Source organism: Lentzea xerophila (assembly GCF_051094245.1).
Classification (GTDB): domain Bacteria; phylum Actinomycetota; class Actinomycetes; order Mycobacteriales; family Pseudonocardiaceae; genus Lentzea; species Lentzea xerophila.
Genome location: NZ_CP194934.1, coordinates 4,983,017 through 5,009,531, shown reverse-complemented (window position 1 = coordinate 5,009,531; position 26,515 = coordinate 4,983,017). Strand labels below are relative to the sequence as shown.

The 26,515-nt window shown below is 68.9% G+C and carries 20 protein-coding genes; 12 read left to right on the top strand and 8 right to left on the bottom strand.

The genetic code is table 11. From position 1 onward, the window contains the following. Nucleotides 1-95: 95 nt before the first annotated feature. The 7 genes from ACRSBM_RS23925 (at nt 96) to ACRSBM_RS23895 (ending at nt 9,193) form a co-directional block, all read left to right on the top strand. Nucleotides 96-4,877 (top strand): DUF4082 domain-containing protein, encoded by a 4,782-nt coding sequence (locus tag ACRSBM_RS23925; RefSeq protein ID WP_434446175.1) that lies wholly within the window; start codon nt 96-98, stop codon nt 4,875-4,877. 7 nt (nt 4,878-4,884) lie between these two features. Next, a complete protein-coding gene (locus tag ACRSBM_RS23920; RefSeq protein WP_434446173.1) occupies nt 4,885-5,532 on the top strand; it encodes an acetyltransferase in 648 nt (215 codons plus the stop codon). Continuing rightward, nucleotides 5,529-6,611, top strand: coding sequence for a DegT/DnrJ/EryC1/StrS family aminotransferase (locus tag ACRSBM_RS23915; RefSeq protein ID WP_434446171.1), 1,083 nt, complete (start codon nt 5,529-5,531; stop codon nt 6,609-6,611). The genes ACRSBM_RS23920 and ACRSBM_RS23915 overlap by 4 nt, the downstream gene beginning before the upstream one ends. After that, the gene (locus ACRSBM_RS23910) at nt 6,608-7,168 is read left to right on the top strand and encodes an acyltransferase (protein ID WP_434446169.1); all 561 of its coding nucleotides are present in this window, start codon (nt 6,608-6,610) and stop codon (nt 7,166-7,168) included. The genes ACRSBM_RS23915 and ACRSBM_RS23910 overlap by 4 nt, the downstream gene beginning before the upstream one ends. A 53-nt stretch (nt 7,169-7,221) precedes the next feature. Next, the gene (locus ACRSBM_RS23905) at nt 7,222-8,103 is read left to right on the top strand and encodes a hypothetical protein (protein ID WP_434446167.1); all 882 of its coding nucleotides are present in this window, start codon (nt 7,222-7,224) and stop codon (nt 8,101-8,103) included. Nucleotides 8,104-8,190: 87 nt separating this feature from the next. After that, nucleotides 8,191-9,042, top strand: a complete 852-nt coding sequence (locus tag ACRSBM_RS23900) for a helix-turn-helix domain-containing protein (RefSeq protein WP_434446165.1) — start codon at nt 8,191-8,193, stop codon at nt 9,040-9,042. Nucleotides 9,043-9,085: 43 nt separating this feature from the next. Next, the gene (locus ACRSBM_RS23895) at nt 9,086-9,193 is read left to right on the top strand and encodes a DUF397 domain-containing protein (protein WP_434446164.1); all 108 of its coding nucleotides are present in this window, start codon (nt 9,086-9,088) and stop codon (nt 9,191-9,193) included. Here ACRSBM_RS23895 and ACRSBM_RS23890 read toward each other — a convergent pair. After that, on the bottom strand, nt 9,177-10,505 hold the full coding sequence (locus ACRSBM_RS23890; RefSeq protein ID WP_434446162.1) for an O-antigen ligase family protein: 1,329 nt from the start codon (nt 10,503-10,505) through the stop codon (nt 9,177-9,179). The genes ACRSBM_RS23895 and ACRSBM_RS23890 overlap by 17 nt on opposite strands. After that, on the bottom strand, nt 10,484-11,323 hold the full coding sequence (locus tag ACRSBM_RS23885) for a hypothetical protein (protein ID WP_434446160.1): 840 nt from the start codon (nt 11,321-11,323) through the stop codon (nt 10,484-10,486). The genes ACRSBM_RS23890 and ACRSBM_RS23885 overlap by 22 nt, the downstream gene beginning before the upstream one ends. A 137-nt stretch (nt 11,324-11,460) precedes the next feature. Here ACRSBM_RS23885 and ACRSBM_RS23880 point away from each other — a divergent pair, with 137 nt between their 5' ends. Beyond that, nucleotides 11,461-12,426 (top strand): hypothetical protein, encoded by a 966-nt coding sequence (locus ACRSBM_RS23880; protein WP_434446158.1) that lies wholly within the window; start codon nt 11,461-11,463, stop codon nt 12,424-12,426. Here ACRSBM_RS23880 and ACRSBM_RS23875 read toward each other — a convergent pair. Genes ACRSBM_RS23875 through ACRSBM_RS23865 form a run of 3 tightly spaced genes read right to left on the bottom strand, consistent with a single transcriptional unit; the run spans nt 12,419 to nt 16,067 of the window. After that, nucleotides 12,419-13,612 (bottom strand): rhamnosyltransferase WsaF family glycosyltransferase, encoded by a 1,194-nt coding sequence (locus ACRSBM_RS23875; protein ID WP_434446156.1) that lies wholly within the window; start codon nt 13,610-13,612, stop codon nt 12,419-12,421. The two genes, ACRSBM_RS23880 and ACRSBM_RS23875, sit on opposite strands and share 8 nt — an antisense overlap. Further along, a complete protein-coding gene (locus tag ACRSBM_RS23870) occupies nt 13,609-15,054 on the bottom strand; it encodes a lipopolysaccharide biosynthesis protein (RefSeq protein WP_434446154.1) in 1,446 nt (481 codons plus the stop codon). The genes ACRSBM_RS23875 and ACRSBM_RS23870 overlap by 4 nt, the downstream gene beginning before the upstream one ends. Next, entirely contained in the window at nt 15,051-16,067 is a 1,017-nt protein-coding gene (locus ACRSBM_RS23865) for a glycosyltransferase (protein ID WP_434446152.1), read from the bottom strand. The genes ACRSBM_RS23870 and ACRSBM_RS23865 overlap by 4 nt, the downstream gene beginning before the upstream one ends. A gap of 119 nt (nt 16,068-16,186) precedes the next feature. Between ACRSBM_RS23865 and ACRSBM_RS23860 the strand changes: the two genes are divergently transcribed. Then, entirely contained in the window at nt 16,187-17,032 is an 846-nt protein-coding gene (locus tag ACRSBM_RS23860; protein WP_434446150.1) for a glycosyltransferase, read from the top strand. On the opposite strand, the gene ACRSBM_RS23855 is transcribed toward ACRSBM_RS23860, so the two are convergent. Next, a complete protein-coding gene (locus ACRSBM_RS23855; RefSeq protein ID WP_434446148.1) occupies nt 17,004-18,230 on the bottom strand; it encodes an MFS transporter in 1,227 nt (408 codons plus the stop codon). The two genes, ACRSBM_RS23860 and ACRSBM_RS23855, sit on opposite strands and share 29 nt — an antisense overlap. Before the next feature lie 218 nt (nt 18,231-18,448). On the opposite strand from ACRSBM_RS23855, the gene ACRSBM_RS23850 reads away from it, so the two are divergent. Then, the gene (locus ACRSBM_RS23850; RefSeq protein WP_434438575.1) at nt 18,449-19,855 is read left to right on the top strand and encodes a transposase; all 1,407 of its coding nucleotides are present in this window, start codon (nt 18,449-18,451) and stop codon (nt 19,853-19,855) included. Between the two features lie 76 nt (nt 19,856-19,931). On the opposite strand, the gene asnB is transcribed toward ACRSBM_RS23850, so the two are convergent. Further along, nucleotides 19,932-21,755, bottom strand: a complete 1,824-nt coding sequence (asnB, locus tag ACRSBM_RS23845) for an asparagine synthase (glutamine-hydrolyzing) (RefSeq protein WP_434446146.1) — start codon at nt 21,753-21,755, stop codon at nt 19,932-19,934. A 5-nt stretch (nt 21,756-21,760) separates the two neighbouring features. Then, the gene (locus ACRSBM_RS23840) at nt 21,761-23,761 is read right to left on the bottom strand and encodes a glycosyltransferase (RefSeq protein WP_434446144.1); all 2,001 of its coding nucleotides are present in this window, start codon (nt 23,759-23,761) and stop codon (nt 21,761-21,763) included. A gap of 111 nt (nt 23,762-23,872) precedes the next feature. Here ACRSBM_RS23840 and ACRSBM_RS23835 point away from each other — a divergent pair, with 111 nt between their 5' ends. Both ACRSBM_RS23835 and ACRSBM_RS23830 read left to right on the top strand, forming a co-directional pair. Continuing rightward, entirely contained in the window at nt 23,873-25,204 is a 1,332-nt protein-coding gene (locus ACRSBM_RS23835; protein WP_434446142.1) for a glycosyltransferase family 4 protein, read from the top strand. Continuing rightward, on the top strand, nt 25,204-26,499 hold the full coding sequence (locus ACRSBM_RS23830) for a UDP-glucose dehydrogenase family protein (protein ID WP_434446140.1): 1,296 nt from the start codon (nt 25,204-25,206) through the stop codon (nt 26,497-26,499). Before ACRSBM_RS23835 ends, ACRSBM_RS23830 begins: the two co-directional genes overlap by 1 nt. The last annotated feature ends 16 nt before the right edge of the window (nt 26,500-26,515 follow it).

The window sequence follows — 26,515 nt, the reverse complement described above, 5'->3', positions numbered from 1 at the left end:
TTGACCAAATCGCCGACGTTCGGAGTAGCAGCCCTGTGCTGTCCAGCGTAGTGCGCGGATCACACACGGTAACTCCGTCCGAGAGGTGAAGTCCGATGGTGGCTCAGCAGTCGCGTCTCGTGCGGGTGCTCGTGATCACGGCGTTAGTCGCTTCCACGATGTTCGTTCTCGGGGTCTTCAACCCTCCCAAGGCGAACGCCGCTCCGTGTGACTTCCCGGTCACCAACAAGGTCGCCTGCGAGAACACGCAGCCCGGCGCGGACAACTGGCAGGCCCAGTACCGCGACGACGCGATCCTCGGGTACACCACGGACATCAGCTACAACGTCGGCCAGACCGTCAGCTTCAAGATGCTGACGTCGGCGTCGTCCTACAAGCTCGACATCTACCGGCTCGGTTGGTACGCCGGCAAGGGCGCGCGGTACATGGGCACGGTGCAGCGCAACACACCGCAGAACCAGCCACCATGCCTGCGGGACGCACCGACGGCGCTCGTCGACTGCGGCAACTGGGCCGTGTCGCTCACCTGGAACATCCCGTCCACCGCGACCTCGGGCATCTACTACGCCCGCATGACGCGCCTGGACACCGGCGCCGAGAACGAGATGGCGTTCGTCGTCCGGGACGACTCCTCGACCTCGAAGGTCTTCTTCCAGACCTCCGACGCCACCTGGGTCGCCTACAACCGCTACGGCGGCAACAGCCTCTACTTCGGTGACGGCCCCGGCCAGGGCGGCAGCTCCTACAAGGTCAGCTACAACCGTCCGTACACCGGCGGTGACGGCGACGAGAACTTCATCTTCAACGCCGAGTACCCGATGCTGAGGTTCCTGGAGCGCAACGGGTACGACCTGAGCTACACGACCGATGTGGACTCCGCGCGGCGCGGGCACCTGATCAAGAACCACAAGGTGTTCATGGCCGTCGGCCACGACGAGTACTGGTCGAACGAGCAGTGGAACAACGTGATGGCCGCCCGTGACGCGGGCGTGCACATGGCGTTCCTGACCGGCAACGAGATCTTTTGGAAGACCCGCTGGGAGAAGAGCATCGACTCGTCCCAGACGGACTGGCGCACCATGGCCTGCTTCAAGGAGACCAAGGGCACCCAGAACGACGGCCTGAACGACTGGACCGGCACGTGGCGCGACCCGCGCTACAGCCCGCCGCAGGACGGCGGCAGGCCGGAGAACGCGTTGCTCGGCAACATGTTCACCGTCAACGGCCGCCGTGACGACTCACTGCAGGTGCCGGCCGCGTACGGCAAGATGCGGCTCTGGCGCAACACCGACCTGGTGAACCTGGCGTCCGGCTCCACGTACACGTTCGAGCCCGGCACGCTGGGCTACGAGTGGAACACCGTCTACGACAACGGTTTCCAGCCTGCCGGCGTCGCGCAGATGTCGCGCACGACCGTTCAGCTCGACGGCTACTACGCGCTGAAGAACTACGGCGACGAGTACGGCTCCAGCACCGAGACGCACGCCATCACCTACTACCGCGCGCCTTCCGGCGCGCTGGTGTTCGGCGCGGGCACGGTGCAGTGGGCGTGGGGTGTGGACGACGAACACGCGTTCCTCACCAACACACCGACGTCGGACAAGCGGATCAAGCAGGCGACCGTCAACTTCCTCGCGGACATGGGCGTCCAGCCCTACCAGCTGTGGGGGCCCGACGAGCTCGTCATCTCCGGCGCCATCAACGACAACGCGCCGCCCGCCGTGCTGATCTCGAACCTGCCCGCGCAGGCGACGGTCGGCCAGCCCTACACCTTCGGCGGCACCGTGATCGACGCCTCCGGCCGGGTGGCCGGCGTCGAGGTCTCGACCGACGGCGGCACCCGCTGGCACTACGCCGACTGGCAGGCGGGCCAGACGTCCTGGAGCTACACCTACACGCCGCCGCAGTCCGGCGCCGCGCAGCTGCGGGTCCGGGCGGTCGACGACTCGCTGAACCTGTCCACGCCCGTGCAGGCCTCGCCCACCGTGAGCGCCCGCACCTGCCCGTGCGGCATGTTCTCCGGCCAGGAGGTCCCGAAGGTCACCTCCGCCGACGACAGCTCGCAGCTCGAGCTCGGCGTGAAGTGGCGCGCCGCGAGCGACGGCTACGTCCGCGGCGTGAAGTTCTACAAGGGCACCGGCAACACCGGCACGCACACCGGGTCGCTGTGGTCCGCCACCGGCGACCTGCTCGCCACCGGCACGTTCACCAACGAGAGCCCGACGGGCTGGCAGACGCTGCTCTTCCCGTCGCCGATCGCGGTGAACGCGAACACGACCTACATCGTCTCGTACTACACGCCGACAGGTCACTTCGCGTACGACACCGGTGGTTTCTTCAACCAGCAGGCGTACATGGAACCGGTGACCGGCCTGAAGTCCGGTGTGGACGGACCGAACGGCGTGTTCCGCTTCGGCGCCGGCTTCCCGAACAACACGTTCGACCACACCAACTACTGGGTCGACGTGGTGTGGGCGACCGATCCCGGTCCCGACACCCGCGCGCCGATCCAGACCGCGACGTCCCCGGTGGCCAACGCGGGTTCGGTGGCGCTGAACACCACGGTGTCCGCCACGTTCGACGAGAACGTCACGCTGAGCTCGGCGCAGGTCACGGTGACCGGCCCGGCCGGCGCGGTGACCGGCACGAAGTCGATCTCGAACGACGCCCGCACGATCACGTTCACGCCGTCGGCCCCGCTGGCGGCGGCCACGTCCTACACGGTCATGATGAGGGCCGCGGACGCGGCGAACAACCTGTCCTCGCAGTCGAACTGGACGTTCACGACGGGTTCACCGAGACCGGCGACCTGCCCGTGCACGATCTGGGACGACTTCGCGGCACCCGCGGTGGTCGACGCGGGCGACACCAACCAGGTCGAGGTCGGCACGAAGGTCCGCTTCGACGGCAAGGGTGAGGTGCTCGGCGTCCGCTTCTACAAGGGCACCGGCAACACCGGCACGCACACCGGCTCGCTGTGGACCTCCAGCGGACTGCTGCTCGCGACCGGCACGTTCACCGGTGAGACCACGTCCGGCTGGCAGAAGCTGATGTTCAACCAGCCGGTCCAGGTGCAGGCGAACACGACCTACGTCGTCTCGTACTACGCCCCGAACGGCCGGTACTCGGTCAGCTCCGGCTTCTTCAACGGCCAGGGGGCGGACTACCAGTCGCTGCACGCGCTGCAGAACGGTGTCGACGGCAGCAACGGCGTCTACCGGTACGGCAGCGGCGGCGGGTTCCCGAACTCGTCGTACAACGCCACGAACTACTGGGTCGACGTCATCTACCGCAACGGCCTCAACGGCGACACCACGCCGCCGACGCTGACGAACCGCACGCCGGCCGTCGACGCGACGAACGTGGGCCTGCAGAGCACGGTGTCGGCGACGTTCAGCGAGCCGGTCGACCCCGCGTCGGCGCAGATCTGGCTGACCGACCCGAAGGGCGGCAGGCTGTCCGGCTCGGTGTCGCTGTCCGGTGACCAGAAGACGGTCACGTGGACGCCGTCCGGCAAGCTCGTGCCGGGCACGCGGTACCAGGCGCACATCGGCATCGCGGACGTCAACGGCATCGCCATGCCGAACGCCGCGGAGTGGGACTTCACGACCACGACGACGCCGACGTGCCCGTGCTCGCTGTTCAGCACGGCGACGGTGCCCGCGGAAACCTCGGCCGACGACTCCGGCGCCTACGAGCTGGGCGTGCGGTTCAGCCCGACGCAGTCCGGCCAGATCACCGGAGTGAAGTTCTACAAGGGCGCCGGCAACACCGGCACCCACACGGGTTCGCTGTGGAGCGCCTCCGGTCAGCGGCTCGCGACCGGCACGTTCACCGGTGAGACCGCGACGGGCTGGCAGACGCTCACGTTCGCGCAGCCGGTGATCGTCAGCTCCGGCCAGACCTACACCGCGTCGTACACGACCACCACCGGCCACTACGCCGTCAACGGTGGGTACTTCTCGACCGGTGCGGTCACCTCCGGTCCGCTGACGGCACCGCAGGAGCAGAACGGCGTGTTCGTGCCGGGCTCCGGGTTCCCGACGATGACGTACGGTTCCGGCAACTACTGGGTCGACGTCGTCTACCAGCCCAACGCCGACAACGACGCCCCCGTGCTGCAGGCCCGCACGCCGCTGCCCGGAGCGTCCGAAGTGGACCTGAACTCGGCGGTCACCGCGTCGTTCGACGAGGCGGTCGACCTGAGCTCCGCGCAGTTCACCGTCACCGACCCCGGTGGCGCGAAGATCGCCGGCACGGTGGCGCTCTCGCCGGACTCGCGGATGGTCACCTTCACCCCGGCCGCCAGGTTCGCGGCGAACACCGCGTACTCGGTGAGCGTCAGGATCGCCGACACGTTCGGCAACCTGATGGCGAACCCGCAGACGTGGTCGTTCACCTCGGCGACGACGCAGACCTGCCCGTGCTCGCTCTTCAGCGCGGCGACGGTGCCCACGGTGACGTCGGCCGATGACAACGGCGCCTACGAGCTGGGCGTGAAGTTCACGTCGAGCACCGACGGCCAGATCACCGGCGTCAAGTTCTACAAGGGCGCGGGCAACACCGGCACCCACACCGGTTCGCTCTGGTCCGCGGACGGCACCCGCCTGGCGACCGGCACGTTCTCGAACGAGACCGAGTCGGGCTGGCAGACGCTGACGTTCTCGTCGCCGGTGTCGATCACGGCAGGGACCACGTACGTGGCCTCGTACACGACCACCACGGGTCATTACGCCGTGAACGCCGGCTACTTCGGCACGGTGACCTCGCCGCCGCTGGGTGCCACGGCGTCGGCCGGTGTGTTCACCGCCGGGTCCGGGTTCCCGGCCTCGACCTACAACGGTGGCAACTACTGGGTGGATGTGGTGTTCCAGTGATGCACCGGTGAGCCCCCGGCCACTGCTGCTCGTCGGAGCAGGTGGACTCGCCCGCGAGACCCTCGCGGCGGTCCGCCTCCTCCCGGACGTCTGGAAGCCCCTCGGGGCCCTGGACGACTCCACCGCCCTGCACGGCACCCTGCTCGACGGGGTGCCCGTGCTGGGCGGGCTCGCCACCCTGGCCGATCACCAGGAAGCGGCCGTCGTGCTGTGCGTCGCGAACGCACGACGGCCGCTGTCCCGGCTGGCTCTGGCGCGCAGGCTCGACCTGCCGGACGAGCGGTGGGCGACCATCGTCCACCCGGCGGCGGTGACCTCCGGCGCGGCCATCGGCGCCGGATCCGTTCTGCTCGCGGGTGTCGTGATCACGACCCCGCTCGAGATCGGCCGGCACGTCGTGGCCATGCCGCACGTGCTGATCACCCACGACGACGAGGTGTCGGACGGCGTCACGTTCGCCGGCCGCGCGTCACTCGGGGGTTCCGTGCACGTCGGGGAAAGCGCGTACCTGGGCCAGGGCTCGTCGGTGCGCGAGGGGTGCAAGATCGGCGCCGGTGCCGTGGTGGGCATGGGAGCCGTTGTCCTGCAGGACGTTCCGGCAGGCGAGACGTGGGCCGGCGTGCCGGCCCACCCGTTGCGTGGGGAGAGCGCGTGATCGAGATTCCGCTGGTGGACCTGCGTGCCCAGCACGAGCAGGTGGCCGACGAGGTGGCCGACGGCTGGGCAGAGGTGCTCAAGACGACAGCCTTCATCAACGGCCCCCAGGTCGCCCGCTTCGAGTCGGAATTCGCTGCCTACCAGGAAGTTCCGCACGCCATCGGCGTCGGCAACGGCACCGACGCCATCGAACTTGCGTTGCGTGCACTGGGCGTCGGCCACGGCGACGAGGTCGTGCTGCCCGCCAACACCTTCATCGCCACGGCCGAGGCCGTCGCCCGCTGCGGCGCGACGCCGGTGCTCGTGGACTGCGTCGACGACACGCTGCTCATCGACGTGTCCCAAGTGTCCTCGGTGATCACTTCGCGCACCAAGGCCGTCGTGCCCGTGCATCTCTACGGCCAGGCCGCGCCGGTCGAGCTGTTGCCTCTCGGCCTGCCGGTCGTCGAGGACGCCGCACAGGCGCAGGGCGCGCGCCGCAAGGGCGTCGCCGTCGGTGGCCTCGGTGCCGCCGCCGCGACCTCGTTCTACCCCGGCAAGAACCTCGGCGCGTACGGCGACGGCGGCGCGGTGCTGACGACGTCGGACGCGGTCGCCGAGTCGGTCCGGTTGCTGCGCGAGCACGGGTCCCCGCGCAAGTACGAGCACCCGGTGCTCGGGTTCAACAGCCGCCTCGACACGCTGCAGGCCGTGGTGCTGTCCGCGAAGCTGCGCCGGCTGGAGGGCTGGAACCAGGCCCGCCGCGCCGCCGCCCAGCGCTACACCGACATGCTCGCCTTCGTCGAGCGCGTGCAGGTTCCCGTCGTGCTGGACGGCAACCTGCCGGTGTGGCACCTGTACGTCGTGCGCGTGCCCGACCGCGACCGAGTGCTGTCCGCGCTGCACGCCGCCGGAGTCGGCGCGGGCATCCACTACCCGACGCCGCTGCACAAGACCGGTGCCTTCGCGCACCTCGACGGCTCGTTCCCCGTCGCGGAGAAGTCGGCCGCGGAACTGCTGTCGCTGCCCCTGTTCCCGGAGATCACCGAGGCGCAGCAGACCCGCGTGGTCGAGGCACTGGCGGAGGCGCTGCGATGACCGGCGTCCGCGTACACCCGCACGGGCTCTGCGAGTCCGAGGACGTCGGCGACGGCACGCGCATCTGGGCGTTCGCGCACGTGCTGCCGGGCGCCCGCGTCGGCCGTGACTGCAACATCTGCGACGGCGCGTTCGTCGAGTCGCGCGCGGTGCTGGGCAACAACGTGACGGTCAAGAACGGCACGCTGGTCTTCGACGGCGTGACGTGCGAGGACGACGTGTTCCTCGGCCCGAACGTCTTGTTCACCAACGACCTCCGCCCGCGCGCACACGTCAAGAAGACCGGTGACGCACTGGAGACGACCCTGGTTCGCCGGGGCGCGACCCTCGGTGCCGGCGTGGTCGTCGTGTGCGGCACGGAGATCGGTGAGCACGCGTTCGCCGCGGCCGGTGCGGTCATCACGCGCTCGGTGCCCGCGCACGCGTTCGTCGCGGGCAACCCGGCCGTCGTGAAGGGCTGGGTCTGCGCGTGCGGTGCACGACTGACGGGCGACCTGTCGTGCCCGGAGTGCGGCACCGGGCACGAGGAGACACCGGACGGCCTGAAAGCCGTCTAGCGCATTGATCAAAACCCGGACGCGCCCCCGGGACGCCTTGTAACGTCCCGGCGGTGCATCTACTGACCACCTCCCAACAGGACCGGTTGCGGCACCTGGCCCGCCGCAGCCCGGCGTTCATCGGGATGCGGATCGTCGTCCACGAAGACCATGTCGAGGTCACCCATCCCGAGCCGCTCGAGCTCGGGTTCGAGTCGCTGTCGGCCGCGCTGGCCGGCACTCCGGCCGAGGACTGGCCGGACGCGGTCGACGAGCACTTCCGGCGGATCATCGCCCTCGGGACCGCGGACAGTTCCGACATCGAAGGCCCGACCGACGTCGTGCTCCAGCACACGTACCTGCGCCTGGCCACTTCGGACACCGGTGTGTCGGAGATCGCGTCCTATGCCGACGAGATGACCCCCGGCCTGCTCCGGGTCCTCGCCTTCGACCGGCCCGACTCCATCGTGGTCATGAGGGACGAGGACGTGCAGCGGCACGGCTTCGACCAGCTCTTCGAAGCCGGCGTCGAGAACCTGGCAAGGGAACTGCCGGACCAGTACTTCGAGTCCGACGGCGTCTACTACCTGCACGGTTCGGACTACGTCGGCTCCCTGGTGCTGATCATCTCGTGGGTGATCGAGGCGGTGACCGGCGTGGCCGACGCGCCACACGGCGCACTCGTCGCGATGCCCGCCCGCGACCAGTTCCTCTTCCACGTCATCCGCGACCGGGACACCGCGGGCGTGCTGGCGGCCCTGGACGAGATCGGGCGGCTCACCGCCGAGTGCTACGCGAACAGCGCGCACCAGCTCAGCTCAAGGGTGTACTGGTGGCGGCCCATGCCCGTAGGTGAGCTCGAAACCGTCGGGCACCACAACGGCATCGTCATGTCCAACTACTACTCGGACGCTTTCGAGGACATGCTCTTCACGGTGGGGATCGAGCACGGCTAGCGCCGACCGGCTGGGCGCCGATGGAAATCCGTTTTCACCCGAACGAGCAGTTCTTTGGAGTTAGTTCAACGCTTAGCGTGCGAGAGCATGACCGCGATCATCTCCACCGCATACAGCCGGGATCTGGGCGACGAGCTGCGCAGGCTCCGGGAGAGCTGCACGAGCTTCGGCGGCCGCGCGATGGCCGCCCAGCTCGGCTGGGATCCGAGCAAGGTCTCGAACATCGAGACCGGCAAAGCCCGTGCCAGCGATATCGACCTCGCCCAGTACCTGGCGACCTGCGGCAAGGACCTCGACTTCCTCCAGGAGTTCGGGAACCGGTACCGCCACGCCTTCGACCTGTACTTCGCTCAGTCCCCGACCAACCTGCGGACCCTTGCCATGGTCGAGTCGATGGCCACGAAGATCTTCGCCTACGAGATCTTGTCGGTGCCAGGTCTCTTGCAGACGGAGGCCTATGTGCGTGCTCTGTTCGAGGAGTCCGACAACGTGCTGCCGGAAGACATCGAGAAGGGCGTCAAGCTCCGCATGGGGCGGCAGTGCATCTGGCAGCGGCCGTACCGCCCAGAATGCATGTTCTACGTGCATGAACTAGCGCTGCAGATGCGGATCGGCGACGCCAAGGTCATGGAGGACCAGTACCTGCGTCTTCTCTTCAACGCACACGTCCTGCGAGTCGTACCGGCGAACGTCAGGGGCACGAAGTTCCACTCGAAGTGCACGCTGTTCGAGTTCGGCAAAGCATCTCCGGTGGCGTACACGGAAACCGATCTGGCCAAGGTCTTCACACAGGACACCCCGGCCATCGCGTGGAGCAGGGAGCTCTTCGAGCGGTTGGATGCGGTCGCGTTGGATGAGGAACAATCGAAGAACAGGCTGGCGGAGTACGTCAGCGGACTTCGAGAGGACTCTCATGACCCGCGAACGGACCTGGCGTAAGAGCACTTACAGCGCTGACGACATCGACAGTGACTGTGTCGAGGTGTCGTTGGCCCAAAACGCGCTGGTCCGGGACTCGAAGAACGCGAGCGGCGACGTCCTCGCGTTCTCGGCCCCCGCCTGGCGCGACCTGATCAGCTGGCTGGGCTGACCACCGCGGCCCTCGCCGCGGCGGCCTGTTGTTTGGCGATGCGCAGCAACGCGCCGGACGCGCCGATCAGCAGGAACGCCATCCCGGTCGCCACGCTGAAGCTGAGCGAGTCGAACGTCGCGGCACCCAGCGCGGACGTCAGCATCGCGCCCACCAGGCACACCGCGATGCCGCGGATGTTCTCGTCCTTCGTCAGCGCGCGGGCCCGCAGCGCCGCGTAGATGCCGCCGACGAACAGCAGCACGTAGGCGAGCAGGCCCAGGTAGCCGTTCTCGATCATCGTCAGCAGGTACTGGTTGTCGAGGATCGTGTACTTCGACGGCAGGAACGTGCCGAAGCCGCGGCCGAGCCACGGGTGTTTGGCGATCTCCAGCCAGGCGCCGTCGTAGTCCTTGGTGCGGCCCTGGAACGACGGGTCGTCCTCGATGTTGGAGAACATCGACGTCACCGTGCCGAACAGGCCCGGCACCACGGCCGAGGCGCCCCCGAGGAACACGGCGCCGACGCCGAGCAGCGGCAGGCCGCGTCTGCGGGGCAGCAGCAGGCCCAGCACGATGCCCGTGACGACCAGGCCGAGGATCGCCGTGCGGGACAGCGACAGAATCGCCATCAGGCTCAGTAGCGAGAGCGCGGTCCACCAGCGGCCCACCGGTTCGCCGCGGTCCTTCGCCTGGAACACGAAGTGCGCCGCGAACGGCACGCCCAGCACGCAGACCAGGCCGAACTCGATGGGGTGGTTCACCGTGCCGGCCGGGCGGAAGAAGATCGACCGCGACTCCAGCGCCGAGTAGCCGTTGTCCTGCACGCGCAGGCCCGGCAGCGTCACGTACGAGGCGAGGTCGAGGCCCAGGCCGAACTGGATCAGGCCGATGAACGCGCCGAACGTCAGGCAGCCGACCATCACCCTGAGCATGCGGCTCAGGCGTTCGCCGGTGCGGACCGCGTCGACCACGAACACCGCGAGCGCCGACATCGCCACGATCCGGATCAGCGCCGAGTCGGACACCGACAGCTCGTCCGGTGGCAGGTAACGGCGGGTGGCCAGCGCGTACGTCGTCAGGTGCAACACCACGTAGAGGCCGAGCAGCGTGCGGACCGTGTTGCGGCCCTTGGCGAGGCCCAGGTGGTCGACGAGGTGCGCGGCGAACCACAGCACCGCGAGGCACAGCGCCACGAACAACGCCGGCGGCAGCGTGATCGGGACGAACGCGATGGTGAACCTGGCGGGGACGACGAGCAGCGCCAGCAGGTAGAAGATCAGCAGCGTGGCGCCGTCGGCACGCTGCTGGGTCAGTCGTCTTTCGTCGGCCATGCCGGATCAGGCTTGGGCGCGGGGATGATGACGGTCTTCTGGTGCGCGTTCGGCATGCCCTGCGGAACCGGTCGCTGCGGTGGGGCGCCGTTGGTCTGGGGCTGCGGCCGGACCGGGGGAGTGGGGTGTGGTGTGGTGTCCTTCTCGGACAGAGCCGGGTCGGACTCCTTGGCTTCCTTGTCCTTGCGGCGCTTGGCGCGCAGCATGATCGAGTCGGCGGCGAACGTCGAGGCGATCGTCAGCAGCAGCAACACGACGGTGGCCGCGCCGACGTACCGGACCTTGCCGCCGATCTTGGCCGAGGCCGTCGTCGGCTGCACCAGGATCTGCGCCGTGATGAACGTCTGCTCCGGCGCGTTCAACGCCTTCTGCTGCGCCGCGAGCTCGTTCACGGTCTTCTCGAGCACCTTGCCGACCAGGCCCTCGGCCGACTCCGCCGAGTCGGCCTCGGTCGAGACGAACAGCAGCGGGCCGCCGACCGGGCCGGTGTTCGCGGTGTAGGTCGCCGTCGAACCCTTGCCCGCCAGCTCCTCCGCGGTCTTCGGGTCGCCCAGGACCTGGGTGAGGATCTGCGCGGTGGTCGTGAGGCTGCCGTCGAACTGCAGCAGCGGGTTGACCTTCACCACGTCCTCGGGCTTGGTCTTCTCCGAGTACCGGCCGCCCGCCGCGGGGGAGGTGAGGACCAGCACGCCACTCGACTCGTACCGCGTGGGCACCGTGATGTAGACGGAGAGCGCGAGGACACCCGTGAGCAGCACTGCGGGCAGGGCGATGTACCACCGCCGCCGCAGTACTCGTACGGTTCCCCAGAAGTCCATCAAAATCCCCGATCCGCGGCTCGGTCTTGCGAACGCGATGTCCGTAGGGTATCTGCTGCCTGGAAAATCGGGGTGAGCTGCCAACTGTTACAGGCCGTAGCCGACGAGCGATGGAAGAAGGGAATCCAGGAGGCAGCATGCGCGCAGGACGACTGACCGTGACCATCGCGGCCATTCTCGTGGTCATCGGTGGAACAACGGCTTACGTCGTCACGGCCGCCACCGACGCGAACGAGCCGGCGGGGGCCGTGCAGGTCTCGCAGGCCAAGGTCGGCGACCTGTTGTTCGTCGACCTCGCCGGTGGGCAGAACCGGGTCGAGAAGCTCGCCGACGGTGGTGCCCGCACCCCGACGGAGCTCGCCTGCCAGCGGTTCTACGCCGCCGGTGGCACGAGCGTGTGCCTGAAGCTGTCCGGTCCCGGCCCGTCCTACTCCGCCGAGGTGAGCCGCGGCGGCAAGCCGGTCAGGACGATCCCGCTGCCCGGCATCCCGAGCCGCGCGAAGGTCTCGCACTCCGGGAACGTCGTGTCGTGGACGAGTTTCGTCACCGGCGACTCGTACTCGGTGCCCGGCGGCTTCTCCACCCGTACGGGTTTCCACGACCTGCGCACCGGTGAGACGGCCGAGTCGCTCGAACACTTCGCCGCCACTGTGGAGGGTGCCTTGCTCACCGCCAGTGACGTCAACTACTGGGGTCTCACCGTCGGTTCCGACGACAGGACCTTCTACGCGACGCTGGCCAGCGGCGGTTTCACCTGGCTGGTCAAGGGCGATCTCGCGGCCAAGTCCGTGACGTCGCTGCGCAAGGACGCGGAGTGCCCGTCGCTCTCGCCGGACGGCACGAAGGTCGCGTACAAGAAGCGCATCGGCCGTCTCGGACCGTGGGACCTCGCGGTGCTCGACCTCGCGACGAACACGGAGAAGCGGCTGCCCGGCACGGCCGGCATCGACGACCAGACGACCTGGCTCAGCGAGACCGAGGTAGCGTTCGCGGCGGTGCCCAGGGACGCCAAGCTGCCCGCGGTTCACGTCGCTCCCGCGGACGGCTCGCAGCCCGCGAGGGTGCTCATCCCCGACGCCACGTCGCCCTCCCCGGTCACGTAGCGAGTTCGCGGCGGAGCACCTTCTCGAGCTCATGTCCTGCCGCATCCCAAGATTGTCCCTCCACACTGGACGCGGCCGCACGGGCGACCTCGTCGAAGTCCGGCGATGTGACCACTTCGGACAGAGCACGCGCCAGTGAGTGCGGGGTGGGTGCCGCGTACCGGACGTGGTCGTTGTCCAGGACTACGCGGTTGAAGTGCGCGTCGTTCACCACGGGGACGCAGCCGGCCGCCAGCATCTCGTGCGGCACCAGGGACACGTTGGTCATCGACAGTGACAACCCGGCGAAGCAACGGTTGTAGATGGCGTTCAGGTCGTCGGGCGTGACGAGGCCGTGGTCGACGAACTGCGGCCCCAGCTGCCCGATCTTCTCGCCGTAGACGTGGATCTTCAGATCGGGGTGCTTCTCGGCGAAGATCTCCAGCGCGAGCAGGCCGAGCTCGAAGGCCCGCCGCGGTGCCTTGCGCCGGGCGTAGAAGACGATCCCGTCGCGTTTCTCGCCGCCGAGGGAGTACCTGTCGGCGTCGCAGCCGAAGTCGAAGTGGTCGGCGGGCATGCCGTGGTCGTCGAGGACCTTGTCGGCGAGGAACCGCCCGGCGGTGAAGCCGTGCATGCCCATCCGGTAGGTGTTCTCCGCCAGCGTGTACAGGCCGCCCTGCGGGTAGAACCACGGCTCGTAGTCCTGCACGAGGTAGAACCTCTTGCCCGCACACGGGTCGTTGAACGCCGGGTACGCGGTGATCCACGCCGTCGCGAACACCGCGTGCGCGTCCGCCATCCCGTCCGTCACGTCGTGGATCGAGCCCTTGAAGAACCCGAACGCGTCCCTGATGCCGGCTTCGAGGTCGGCGACCGTGTTGCCGAACGTGTCGTACAGGTACAGCCTGCACTCGTGGCCGGCCGACTCCAGGTGCCGGATGAGCCGGAACATGGTGGTGTGGCCACCGGATCCCTTGGACGGGGGAGTGGTCACCCAGTTGATGGTCAGCTTGCCGTCGTGGGGAATCGGCGGGATCACGACGGGTTTGCGCGTCTCGACGTCTGCCCTGCGGACGTCCTCCAGCCGCACGGGCAGATCCTCGCCCTCGACGCCGAGCCGGCGGGTCGCGGCGGTGAGCAGGCGGACGCCGAGCTGCCGCGCGCCCTGCTCGCGGACGATCTTCGTGACCTGCCTCAGGCGCTTCACGCGTTGGCCCTCTTCTTCAGCACGGCAAGGACTTCGCGTCTCATCGGGAACACCACGAGCGCGTAGGCGAGGCAGGACAACGCCCCGCCGGCGAGGATCTGCACCAGCTCGCTGTCGATCACGTTCCGGACCGCGAGCACCACCGCGACCATCAGCACGCCGCCGAGGAACGGCCTGAGCAGGCGTGCGCCGAGTGCTCTCGCGCGGATGCCGTAGGGCTTGAAGGTGACCAGGTAGGCGGGTGTGATGACCAGGACCGCGACGATCACGTGCGCGACCGCGACCCCGCGGATGCCGTCGAGGTGCGCGCCCAGCGCCAGCAACGGCACCAGGGCGCCCAGCCACACCAGGTGGATCACCAGGATGGCCCGTGACCGGCCGGCGGACGCGAGGAAGTCGTAGCCGAGTTCCAGGGCGACGCGGACAGCGCCGAGCAGCACTAGCATCGCCAGAGCGGCCGCCGCGGGGGCCCAGCGCTCGCCGTAGACGACGCGGATCAGCGGCTCGGCCAGTGCGGCCAGGAGCACGCACGCGGGAACGGTGACGAGCGCGAGGAGGCCGAGCGCGCGGCCGAACGCCTTCTGGAACAGCTCGGGGTCCTCGCGGACCTTCGAGAACGCCGCCAGCGACACGCTTCTGACCGGCGCGGAGAACGCCGCCACCGGCCAGCTCGCGAGGTTGAACGCCAGCAGGTAGAAGCCCAGCGGGATCGTGCCGAGCATCGCGCCGACGACGATGTAGTCGACGTTCATCACGCCGAAGATCAGCAGGCTCGACCCGGCGAGCGGCAGGCCGAACGCCAGCAGTTCCCTGGCCTGGACCGAGTTCCAGCCCGGCCGGAACCTGTCCTTGGTGAGCCAGAACATGATGACCGCTGCCGACAGGTTCTGCGCGATGCGCTGCCACGCGAGGCTCCACGCGCCGAAGCCCATGACCGCCAGGACGACGGCCACGGCCGTGCCGCAGACGAACGCGGCGGTGTCGGCGTAGAACTTGTGGTCCTGCCGGAAGTTGCGCTGCATCATCGCGCCCGGCACCGCTGTCCCGCCCGCGATGACGAGGGCGATCGACATGAGCTGGATGACGCCGGTGGCCTCCGGGGCGTCCATGGCGCCCGAGAACCACGGCGCACCGAGCACGCAGATCAACGCCAGCAACGCGCCGGACGCGAGCGACAGCGTCGTGACGGTCGGCGCCATCTCCTCGACCGGGCCGTTGTGGCGGACCAGCGCCGCGCTCACCCCGAGCTCGGACACGCTCAGCACGATGTTGAGCACGACCAGGGCGACCGCGAAGACGCCGAACTGCTCGGGGGCGATCAGGCGGGCGAGCAGGATGCTGATGCCGACCGCGGCGAGCCGTTGCAGCAGCGAGTTGAGCGCGCTCCAGCGGATCGCCGAGGACACCTTGCCTTCGAGCTGACCGGTGTCCTGCGTCGTCACCACTCGCCCCGCCACTTCCAGCGCTGCGTGCCGATCCACAGCTTCGCGCGCTTGTAGGCGTGCGGGGCGAGGAAGAGCTGGGTGCGGTTGAGCAGTGACGGGCTGAACTTCTTGCGCCGCAGCAGTGCCCGGTACTCCGGCAGCTCCTCGAGTTCAGGGTAGGTCTCGCGGGCGAAGTCGAGCAGTTCCTTCTCGGTGCCGTCGAGCTGGTCGCGGTCGTGCAACCGGACCGCCCGCCACAGCGCGTCACCCGCGATGGCCTTGCGCGCCAACGTGTTCAACCGCGCGGGCAGGCTGGGGTTCTCCTCCAGGACCAGGTCGAACACGTCCCGGCGCTGCTCCAGGTCGGCGAACACCGACTTGAACGTCGTGCGCATCATGGAGTTCTCGTGCACCCGGTAGTACGCGCCGGGCTTGCCGCTGACGTACCCGATGTCGGACACGGCCGCGATGCGCAGCCACATCTCCAGGTCGCCGGCGTGCGGCAGGTCGGAGCGGTAGCCGCCCACCTTCTGCTGGATCTTGGTGCGCACCACGACCTCCGGCGAGGAGATCACGTTGCGGCTGCTGCGGAAGCGGTTCTCGATCCACTCCTCGCCGCGCCAGACCTTCGTCGTCGTCGGCAGCTGGGTGACCTTCGGCAGGGCGTTGTGGTCGCTGTAGTACACGACGCGTCCGTAGACCATGCCCACTTCGGGGTTCTGCTCGAAGACCCCGGCCGCGCGCTGCAACGCTCCGGGCGCCAGCAGGTCGTCCGCGGACAGCAGGACCGTGTAGTCGGCGCCCGCCCAGTCGAGCAGGCCCTCGTTGTAGGTGGCGATGTGCCCCTTGTTCACCTCGTGCCGGTAGCCCTCGACGCGCTTGTCGGCCGCCATCAGCTCGGCCATCACCTCGGGGGTGTTGTCCGAGGACGTGTCGTCGATCACAAGCACCCGCACGTCCACGCCTGGTTGGTCCAGGACGCTGCGGACGCAGGCCGGCAGGAAGTGGGCGTAGTTGTAACAGGGGATCACGACGTCCGCTGTGGGAAGCGTTGGCACAACCTGGTTATCGGTCCGCGCTCGCATTCGTTAGCCCGGCAACGTTTTGGGCCCGTCGGGCGATGTAGCCGATGACCGGAGTAAGGGGAGTCATGGCCGACCACGTCATCCTGACGCGCTTCAACCTGCCTTCGAAGGGCGCCGAGAGTTACGTCCGGGCAAAGGAAGGATGGCTGACCGAACGCGTTGCGCTGTTCGAGCGCTACTGCCTGCCTTCGGTCCTCGCGCAGACGGACGAACGGACGCGGTGGCTCATCTATTTCGACCCCGAATCACCGCAATGGCTCAAGGACAGAATCGCCTCGCACGGCGATGCGTACACGCCCGTCTACCGCGCGGAAGTGTCGCGGGAAGAACTCAGATCGGACATCCGGTCGCTTTACGGGCGGACCTCCTCCGAGCTGATCACCACGAACCTCGACAACGACGACGGTCTCGCGGTCGACTTCGCGGAACGGCTCCTCGCGGCTCCCCGCCCCACCACGACGGCGGCGTACTACCTGGTCAACGGCCTGATCAAGTCGCCGGGCGGGCTGTACCACCGGGTGGACCGGCACAACGCGTTCGTCTCGGTCCGCGAGTCCTGGGACGAGCCGGTGACGTGCTGGGCGCACTGGCACAACCAGATGCACCTGCACTTCCCCGTCGTGGAGCTGGGCGGCGCGCCGGGCTGGCTGCAGGTCGTGCACGGCGGCAACGTGTCCAACCGCACCCGCGGCCGGCTGGTCTCGCCCGAGCCGTACAAGGCGTCGTTCGGGTCGTCGCTGGACGATGTCGCCGAGCCCGGTGCGCGCGCGGTGGCCCAGGACCGTCTGGTGGACCAGCCGATCCGGTTCGTGCGCGACTCCGGGCGGGTGGCGGCGAAGAACGCGGCCATGAAGGTGCTCGGCAAGGGCGGCTTCGAGAAGATCAAGCAGAAGCTGGCTGCTCGCGGTTGAGTCCGTAGGCGATCACGAGGGTGACGGTGAGCGCGAACAGTGCCACCGTCACGCCCGTGCCGAAGCTGGTGTACTGCAGGAGCAGTCCAAAAGTGACGGACGAGACGAGACGGCCCAGCGCCTGGCCGGTCTGCACGACCGAGAGGCCGGACGCGCGCAGTGACTCGGGCGCAGACTCGCTCACCTTGGCCGACAGCACGCCGTCCGTCGCCGCGTAGAACAGGCCGTGCAGCAGCAAGGCCGCCGCCGCGACGCCCTTCCCGCCCTCCGGGATGAACAGCAGCGCGTACACGCCGAGCAGCAGCCCGTGGCCGAGCAGGAACATCCGCCAGCGGCCCATCCGGTCGGCGAGCTTCCCGAGCGGCGCGGCGGCCGCGAGGAAGACGACCGCCGTGCCGAGCGGGAGCAGGGGCAGGAAGCCGAGCGAGATGTTCGTGGCCTTCTGCACCAGCACGTAGACGAACGCGTCCGACACCGTCGCGAGGCCCAGCAGCCCGGCCGCGATGGTGGTGCGGCGGAAGTGCTTGTCGGTCAGGAGGTTCAGCCCGGCCCGGAACGACGGCCGCGGCCCCTTCGGCTTCTCCTTGGCCGGCGCCTCCCGCACGAACGAGATCAGCACGATCAGCCCGATGACCGCGAACGCCGCGGACACCGCGAAGATCGGTCCCGGCACGATCCCGATCTGGGTCAGCAGCAGGAACGTCACCAGCGGCCCCAGCAACGCGCCGAACGTGTCCATGCTCCGGTGCACGCCGAACGCCGCGCCCAGCCGGTCCTCCGGCGTCGCCAGCGAGACCATCGCGTCCCGCGGCGCCGTCCGGATGCCCTTGCCTGCCCGGTCGGCGGCCATCAGCGCGCCGATGCCGAACGGGGACGCGCCCACCAGCGGGAAGAACACCTTGGTGGCGGCCGACAGCCCGTAGCCCGCGACCGCGACGGCCTTGGGCCTGCGGAACCTGTCGGAGACGCTGCCGCCGACGAGCCGCAGCACCGCCGTGGCGCCGGTGTAGATGCCGTCCAGCAGGCCGAACTGCGCGTAGCCGAGCTGCAACGTGATGAGCAGGTAGACGGGCAGGAACGCGGTGATCATCTCAGCTGAGACGTCGGTCAGCAGGCTGACCGTGCCCAACGCGAACACGGTGCCCGGCAACCGTTTGCGGAAGTCGGTCCCGGCGGGGCGGGAGGAGGCGACGTACATGGTGACCTACCAGCTGCCCGCTGGGGCTGTGAGGTTGATGAGGGGAGCTTTCATAAACCTCAGGTTGATCTGGTGTTTTAACCAGGAGGCTCCTGATCTTTGACATAGGCACGGCCACCGCTTGATCATCTTCGGGTTCCGTCCAAAGAACTCGATCATGACAATTGGTGGCCGTGTCTCCTAGTGTGCCTGATCAAGGTCTGAGTGCCCAAGTCCGGGTGCTGCAACGGTTCCGGCGCGAGCTCTATGACTGTTTCGGCGCGTGGCGGGACACGTTGTTCGAGCTGGTGGACGCGTTGCTGGTGAGTCCGCAGCGGCCGTCGTCGGTGCCGTGGCTGACGTTGGAGACGCCGCTGCGACGCGGGCACGGCAGCGTCTACAAGGCGTTGAAGCATGGCCGGGTCGACACCCAGGGGCTCGCGCGGACGTTGACCCGGCTGGTGATCGGCTCCGCGGACGTGGCCGATCCGCTGGTGTTCGCGCTGGACTGTTCGCAGTGGCCCCGTCCAGGCGCGGTCACCAGCCCTGGCCGGACGCTGAACTACGACGCGGCCAAGGACCGGCGTGACCGGCGGGCACCGGTGACCGAGGGCTGGTGGTTTCAGTGGCTGGCCGCCACCAACAGCGAGCACTCGTCGTGGGCGCCGCCGGTCGACCTGGCCCGGATCGGCCCCGATGACAACCATCACGCGGTCGCGGTGACCCAGATCAGGTCCCTGCTCGACCGGTTGCCCGCCGACCGGCCGCACGTGCCGGTGGTGTGTCTGGACGGTGACTACAGTGCGTCCTGGATCGGCCGGCAGCTGGCCGGACTGCCGGTGCAGATGCTGATCCGGGTGCGGTCGGACTCGGTGATGCGCACCGACCCGCCCCCGCGCCGGGCCGGGGCTCGCGGCCGGCCGCCGGTGCACGGACCGGCGATGAAACTGCCGGAGGTGGCCAGCTGGCCCGAGCCCGACGAGATCAGGATCGTGCCACCCCGGCCGGACCGGGGCCGCCGGCACGAGCTGTCGGTACTGGCCTGGCACGGCCTGCACCCGCGGCACTCCAAGAAACTCGACGAACCCGGCCGGACCCCGCACCCAGGCAAGGCACGGGAGATCGTGCGCGGCAGCGTGATCCGCATCCACTCCGCGGCACCGGACGAGAAACCGATCTGGCTTTTCTGGACCGGACCGGGCGGCTCGTTCGACCTGGACCGGCTCTGGCGGGCCTACCTGCGCCGCTTCCACATCGAGCACCTGTTCCGGTTCATCAAACAGCACCTCGGCTGGACCGCACCGAGGCTGCGCACCCCCGAACAGGCCGAACGATGGAGCTGGCTGATCGCCGCCTCCTACACCCACCTGCACGCCGCCCGCGACCTCGTCGCAGACCACCGCCTGCCCTGGGAACGCGCGGGCCTGATGTCCCCGCTACGGGTCAAACGCGGATTTCGGATACTTCAGCCCGAGCTGGACACCCCGGCCAAGTCCCGCAAACCCTCCCAGCCCGGCCCCGGCCGCCCACCCGGACGCACCTCCACACCCGCACCCCGCCACCCCGTGACCCGCAAACACCCCAGCTCACCCAAACCCAAGACACACAACAAGAAACGAGCCGCCGCTGACGCGACGGCCCGCTAAAGAGCTCACCTGAGGTTAAAACACCAGGTTGATGAAAGCTCCCCTCATCAACGTCGTCTCGCGGTGCGGCACGGGGTCACCAGCTCAGGGTCTCGTGCCAGACCTCGAGCGACAGCAGCGTCCAGATGCGCGGCTGCTCGTTGCGGTCACCCGAGGAGTGGTCGTCGAGCAGCGATCGCACCGCGACCCGGTCGAAGGTCTTGCCCACGAACGACGTGGGCCCGGTCAGCAGGTCGTAGGCCATGTCCCGCAGGCCGTCGCGGAACCAGGCGTCCAGCGGCACCTTGAAGCCGGACTTCGGCCGGTCGACGATGTCGGCCGGCAGATGCTGGCGCGCCACCTCCTTGACGACCCACTTCGTCGTGCCGCCGCGCACCTTGACGTTGCTCGGCAGCGAGAACGCGAGCTCGGCGACCCGGTGGTCGAGGAACGGCGGGCGCAGCTCCAGCGACGCGGCCATCGACATGCGGTCGCCGCGTTCGAGGAGGTTGTCCGCGAGCCAGGTGTGCGAGTCGGCGTAGAGCATGCGCCGCAACGCGTCCCCGCGCCCGTTCTGGTAAGGCGCCAGCACGGACCGCGTCGCCGGGCCGCCCAGCAGCTCGGCCCGCTCGGCCACGGTGAACGGCGCGAACCAGCCGCGCATGCGTTCGGCGTAGGACGGCTCGGCGATGGCGCGCAGAGCGATGCCCAGCCGTGCCTTCGAAGCCGGCAGGGCCTTCTCCAGGCGCCGCAGCGCGAACGACGGCAGCGCACCGGCGAGGCGGGTGGCCCGGGCGAAGCGGTACTTCGGGTAGCCGCCGAAGAGCTCGTCGCTGCCCTCGCCGGACAGCACGACCTTCACGTCCCGGCGGGCCAGTTCGGCGAGGCGGAACACGGCGACGTCGGCGGGTTCGGACAGTGGCGCGTCGCGGTGCCAGGACAGCTTCGCCCAGCTGTCGCGGAAGTCCTCGGCCGTCACGATCACGTTGTGGTGGCGGCTGCCGACGATGCCCGCGACCTTCTCGGCCCAGTGGATCTCGTCGACGCGCGGGTCGCCGAAGCCCGCGGAGAACGTGTGCAGCTCCGCGTCACCCCGTTCGCGGGCGACGAGCGCGGTGATCAGTGACGAGTCCACGCCACCGGACAGGTACGCGCCGACCGGCACGTCCGCGACCAGCGCGTCCCGCACCGACGCGGTCAGCGCCTCGTCGACCAGCCGGACGGCCTCCTCTGGCGTGACCTGCCGGATCCCGGACTCGCGCGGCAGCTCCCAGTAGGGCTCGGTCCGCACGTCACCGGAAGCCGAAACGACCAGGTGGTGGCCCTGCGGGACCTTGCGGACGCCGCGCACCAACGTGTTCGGCGCGGGCACCGAGCGGTGCGCCAGGTAGTCGTGCAGCGACTCGCGGTCGACCTCGGCCGCCCCGATCGCCGGCAGCAGCGCCTTGATCTCGGACGCGAAGGCGAACATCCGCGAGTCCGCGTAGTAGTACAGCGGCAGGATGCCGAGCCGGTCGCGGAACAGGTGCGTCTCGCCGGTCTTGGCGTCGTGCAGCGCGTACGCGAACTGGCCGCGCAGCTTCGACACACCGGCCGGTCCGTGCTGTTCGTACAGCGCCAGCAGGACCTCGGTGTCGCCGTTGGTGCGGAACGGGTACGCGAGCGCGGTCCGCAGCTGCCGGTAGTTCAGGATCTCGCCGTTGAACGCGATCTGGGTCGTGCCGGAAGCACCCGCCATCGGCTGCGGCGAGCCGGCCAGGTCGATGATCGACAGCCGGGTGTGGGCGAAGCCGATCGAGCCGTCCGACCAGAACCCGCTGTCGTCGGGGCCGCGGTGGTGCAGCCGCTTCGCCATCTCGGCGAGCAGCTCACGGGCGACGGGTGCGCCGTCGAACCGCCGGACGCCTGCGATTCCGCACATGGGGGTCAGCGCCCTTCCGCGAGGTGCATGAGTTCACGGGCACGGGAGTCCCAGGACGCGGTCAGCACGGCCGCACGCCGTTCGGCAGGCGTCTTCAGGCCGCCGTCCTTGAGCGTGCGCCGGATCTGGTCGATGAAGTCGGCCTCGCCGGACGCGATCCGGATGACGTCGGAGTAGCGCTCGACCTCGGGGAAGTCCGTGGACACCACGGCGAGGCCCAGGGCCAGGTACTCCTTCATCTTGATCGGGTTCGCGTGCTTGATCCAGTCGTTGTCGAGCCACGGCATCAGCGCCACGTCGAAACCGGAGCCGTAGCCGGGAATCTGGTCGTACGAGCGGAAGTCCAGCCAGTGCACGTTGGGGTACTTCGCGTAGCGCTCCATCGAGCAGGTGGCGTCACCGATCAGCACGACCGAGGCTTCGGGGAACTCCTGCGCGACCTTCTCGATCAGGTCGAAGTCCACCAGGTAGTCGTCGAGGCTGCCGAAGAACCCGATGCGCGGCCCCGGGATCGACGCGATGTCCGCGGGCAGCTCGGTGCGGCGGGTGAAGTGGTCGACGTCCACGCCGTGGTCGAGGAAGTGCGCCCGGTCGCCGGTCAGCGCGGACTCCTCGTCCTGGAGAGCACGGGAGACGTAGAGCACGGTGTCCGAATGGGACAGCAGCTCGTTCTCCAGCCCGGCGATGGTGCCCTGGTCGGCCTCGGGGAACGCCGAGTGCCGGTCCGAGCGGTTGAAGACCAAGCCCTTGTGGCGCATGGGCTTCACGACGTCCCACGCGGTGGGGATCGTGGCGACCACGACCGGTGTGCCCATCCGCAGGAGCCGGCACACCATGCGGACTTGAGCGCGCACCAGCACCGAGTTCAGCTTGCGCAGCCACGGCTTGCCGTAGAACGGCAGGGGAGCGGGCGTCATCACGTAGAAGTTCGGCGTCTCGGGGATCGGCTGCCGCACGAGCATCGCGACGCTCTTGGCCTTGCGCAGGATCCGGCGCAGGAACTGCGTGCTCTTGCCCGGCGACGGCATCCGCAGACCGATGCTGTTGACCAGCAACACCTTGCGGTGCTTGGCGACCCGGCGCAGCAGCTGGAAGTCCGAGTGCGCCCGGTTGTGGTACCACCAGTCCTGCGCGGAGAAGCACAGGTAGCTCGGTCCCTCGGAGGCGACTTCCTCCGGCCAGCGGCGCATCCCGAAAAGCCCCTTCAACGCGGTGCGGTGCTTCGGCGACCGCGCGCGAAGCCCTTCGTTCACGACCATGGCGAGCCACATGCCGAACGCGGCGAGCCGGCCGTGCCGTTCGCGGTGCAGGCGGACCTTGTTCGCGGTGAGCATCGACCACAGCCGGGCGTTCGTGGAGACCTCGCCGCCGATGTGCGTGGCCGTCGCGCGCGGCTCGAACCACACGCCACCGGCCCGCATCATGTAGTCGGTTTCCTCCGAATAGAGGAAGTAGCGTTCGTCCAAAAGGCCGTGCCGCTCGATGACTTCCCTCTTGATCAGCCACGCGCAGCCCGTGGCCCAGTCGGCGGCGTGCGCGCCCTGGTAGGCCTTCGCGTCGGTGACGGTCTCGCCGAGTCCGATCCGCCCGGCGCGGCCGCCGCCGGCGAGCGCCTCCGTGAACGCTCCGGCGACGCGGGGCCTGCGGCGCAGCGAACGGGCGAGCGCGCCGCTCTCGTCCACCAACCGCGGCACGGCGATCGGCTTTCCGGTGGCGCGGAGTGCCTCGACGGCTCCGGGGTGCAACCGGATGTCGGCGTTGAGAACGAGAACGTCGTGGCCCTCGGCGGCTTTGATGCCCAGATTCACGCCCGCCGCGAATCCCGCGTTGACGGGGTTTCGCACGATCTGCACGCCGGGACGAGTGGCGGCCGCCACAGTCGCGTCGGTGGAAGCGTTGTCGACGACGATGACCTTGACGTCATCGGGCAGCGAGTCCAGGCATCCCGCGATGACCTGTTCGCTCTGGTACGTGACGATGACCACCGCGACAGGTGACCGCTCCACAACCGCTCCTCGCTTTGGGGCTTGTGCCCGCTACATCGAGCCTTTCCGAACCTCCGTTACGAGAACCGGCGAAGGTGTAACCGTTTCGCCCTCTAAAACGAGAACCAGAACGTGACGTCATCGCCGCACGTGTTGATCATCGTGCAGAACCTCCCCGTGCCGCTGGACCGCCGGGTGTGGCTGGAGTGCCGCGCTCTGACCGCCGCCGGGTACGAGGTTTCGGTGATCTGCCCCAAGGGGCCGGGTGATCCCGCTTACCAACTGCTCGACGGAGTGCACCTGTACAAGTACGCTCCGCCGCCCCAGGCCGAGGGTGCGCTGGGGTACGCGTGGGAGTTCCTGTACTGCTGGGTGCGCACGGCGTCGCTGAGTGTGAAGGTCCGTGCCCGCAGGCGGTTCCACGTGATGCAGGCCTGCAACCCGCCGGACACCTACTGGGCGCTCGCACTGCTGTGGCGGCTCGGTGGCGTGAAGTTCGTCTTCGACCACCATGACCTCAACCCCGAGGTCTTCCTGTCGCGCTTCGGTGAGCCCCAAGGTCTCGCGGGCAGGCTGCAGTACCGGATCCTGAAGTGGCTGGAGCGCCGGACGTTCCGCACGGCGAACCGGGTGACGTCGACCAACACCTCGTACCAGAAGATCGCGTGGACGCGGGGCAACGTGCCGCCCGAGCACACCACCGTGGTGCGCTCCGGCCCGGACACCACCGTGATGCGGCCTGTCGAAGGCGTGGACGAGCTTCGACGCGGCGGCAAACACTTGGTGGCCTATCTGGGAATCATGGGACCGCAGGACGGCGTCGACGGCGTCCTGGAAGTGGCCCGCAGGGTCGTTTTCGACCGCGGCCGCACCGACGTCCGCTTCGCGCTGCTGGGCTTCGGCGACTGCCTGGAGGACCTGAAGAAGCAGGCAGGAGCGTGGGGGCTTGATCCCTACGTCGAGTTCACCGGACGGGTTGGGCCCGAACAGATCACCCGTTACCTCTCGACGGCCGCCGTCGGTCTCGGCCCGGATCCGTTGTCGCCTTTGAACGACGTGTCCACTATGAACAAGACCATGGAGTACATGGCCTACGCGCTGCCGGTCGTCACGTACCGGCTCACGGAGACCGTGGTGTCCGCCGGCGAGTGCGCCGTCCTGGTCGAGCCGGGTGACGTCGAGGGGTTCACGACGTCACTGCTCGACCTGCTCGACGACGCGGAACGCCGTGGCCGCCTCGGCTTCGAGGGCAGGCGCCGCTGCGAGGCGGAGCTGGACTGGCGCCCGCAGGCCGAGAACTACGTGGCGGTGTTCGACGGGCTCACCGGCTTCGTCTCGCGCGGCCCGTTCCCCGACGGCAGGCCCGAGCTCGGTGCGGGCACCGACCAGTGGGGCAACAAGATGATCGACGTGAGCGACGACGCCGTGCTCCGCGCGTTCGCCGTGAACCGAACGGGAGAATGATGTTCGTCAGAAGGATCGCCGTCGTCGGCACCGGCTACGTCGGCCTGACCACCGGCGCCTGCCTCGCGTCGCTCGGCCACAGCGTGGTGTGCGCGGACGTCGACGCGCGCAAGATCGAGCGGCTCTCGCGCGGCGAGGTCGACATCCTCGAACCGCGCCTGGCCGAGCTGGTCGCCGAGGGGCTGGCCTCCGGACGCCTGTCGTTCGTGCTCGGTGCCTCGGCCGCGGTGACCGACGCCGAGGTCGTCTTCCTCTGCGTGCCCACGCCGATGGGCGTCGGCGGCATCGCGGACCTGCAGGCCGTCGAGTCCGTTGTGGACGAGACGCGCGACCTGCTGCCCTCCGGCTGCGTGATCGTCAACAAGTCGACGGTTCCCGTGGGCACGGCTGTGCGGACGGCCGAATTGCTGCGCCGGGACGACGTCGCCGTGGTGTCGAACCCCGAGTTCCTCCGCGAAGGCTCGGCGGTGCACGACTTCCTGAACCCGGACCGGATCGTCGTCGGCTGCGACCAGCAGGACGCCGCCGAGCGCGTCGCGGCGCTCTACGCACGCCTGGGCGCGCCGACGGTCCTGACCGACGCGGCCTCGGCCGAGATGGTCAAGTACGCGGCGAACTGCTTCCTCGCGATGAAGCTCTCGTACGTCAACGCGGTCGCGGAGCTGTGCGAACGGCTCGGCGCGAACATCACCGACGTCACCGAGGGCATGGGCTACGACAAGCGCATCGGCCAGGCCTTCCTGAACCCCGGTCCCGGCTGGGGCGGCTCGTGCCTGCCCAAGGACACGCACGCGATGCTCCAGGTCGCGGACGCCGCCGACTTCGAGTTCCGCCTGCTGCGCGCCACGATCGACACCAACGAGCGGCAGCGCCAGCGGATGGTGGAGAAGGTCCGGCTGGCGGTCACCGGCAAGCGCGGCGGCTCGCTGTCCCACGTGCGACTCGGACTGCTGGGCCTCACCTTCAAGGCCGGCACGGACGACCTGCGCGACTCGCCCTCGCTCGCGGTGGCGGCGATGCTGCGCCAGGCCGGCGCCGAGCTCGTCGGGTACGACCCGGCGCTGACCGGCGGCACGGACCTCGGCCCGGTGTCCGTGGTGGGCGATCCGTACGACGCCGCCAAGGACGTCGACGGGCTGGTCGTGCTGACCGAGTGGCCGGACTTCCGTTCGCTGGACTGGGCGCGCCTGGCCGAGACCGTGCGGCAGCCGGTGGTCGTCGACACCCGCAACATCCTGGACCCGGACGTCATTCGCCGTGCGGGCTTCACCTGCACGTCGCTCGGCCGCCGCTGAGCCGATCTCGATGAGG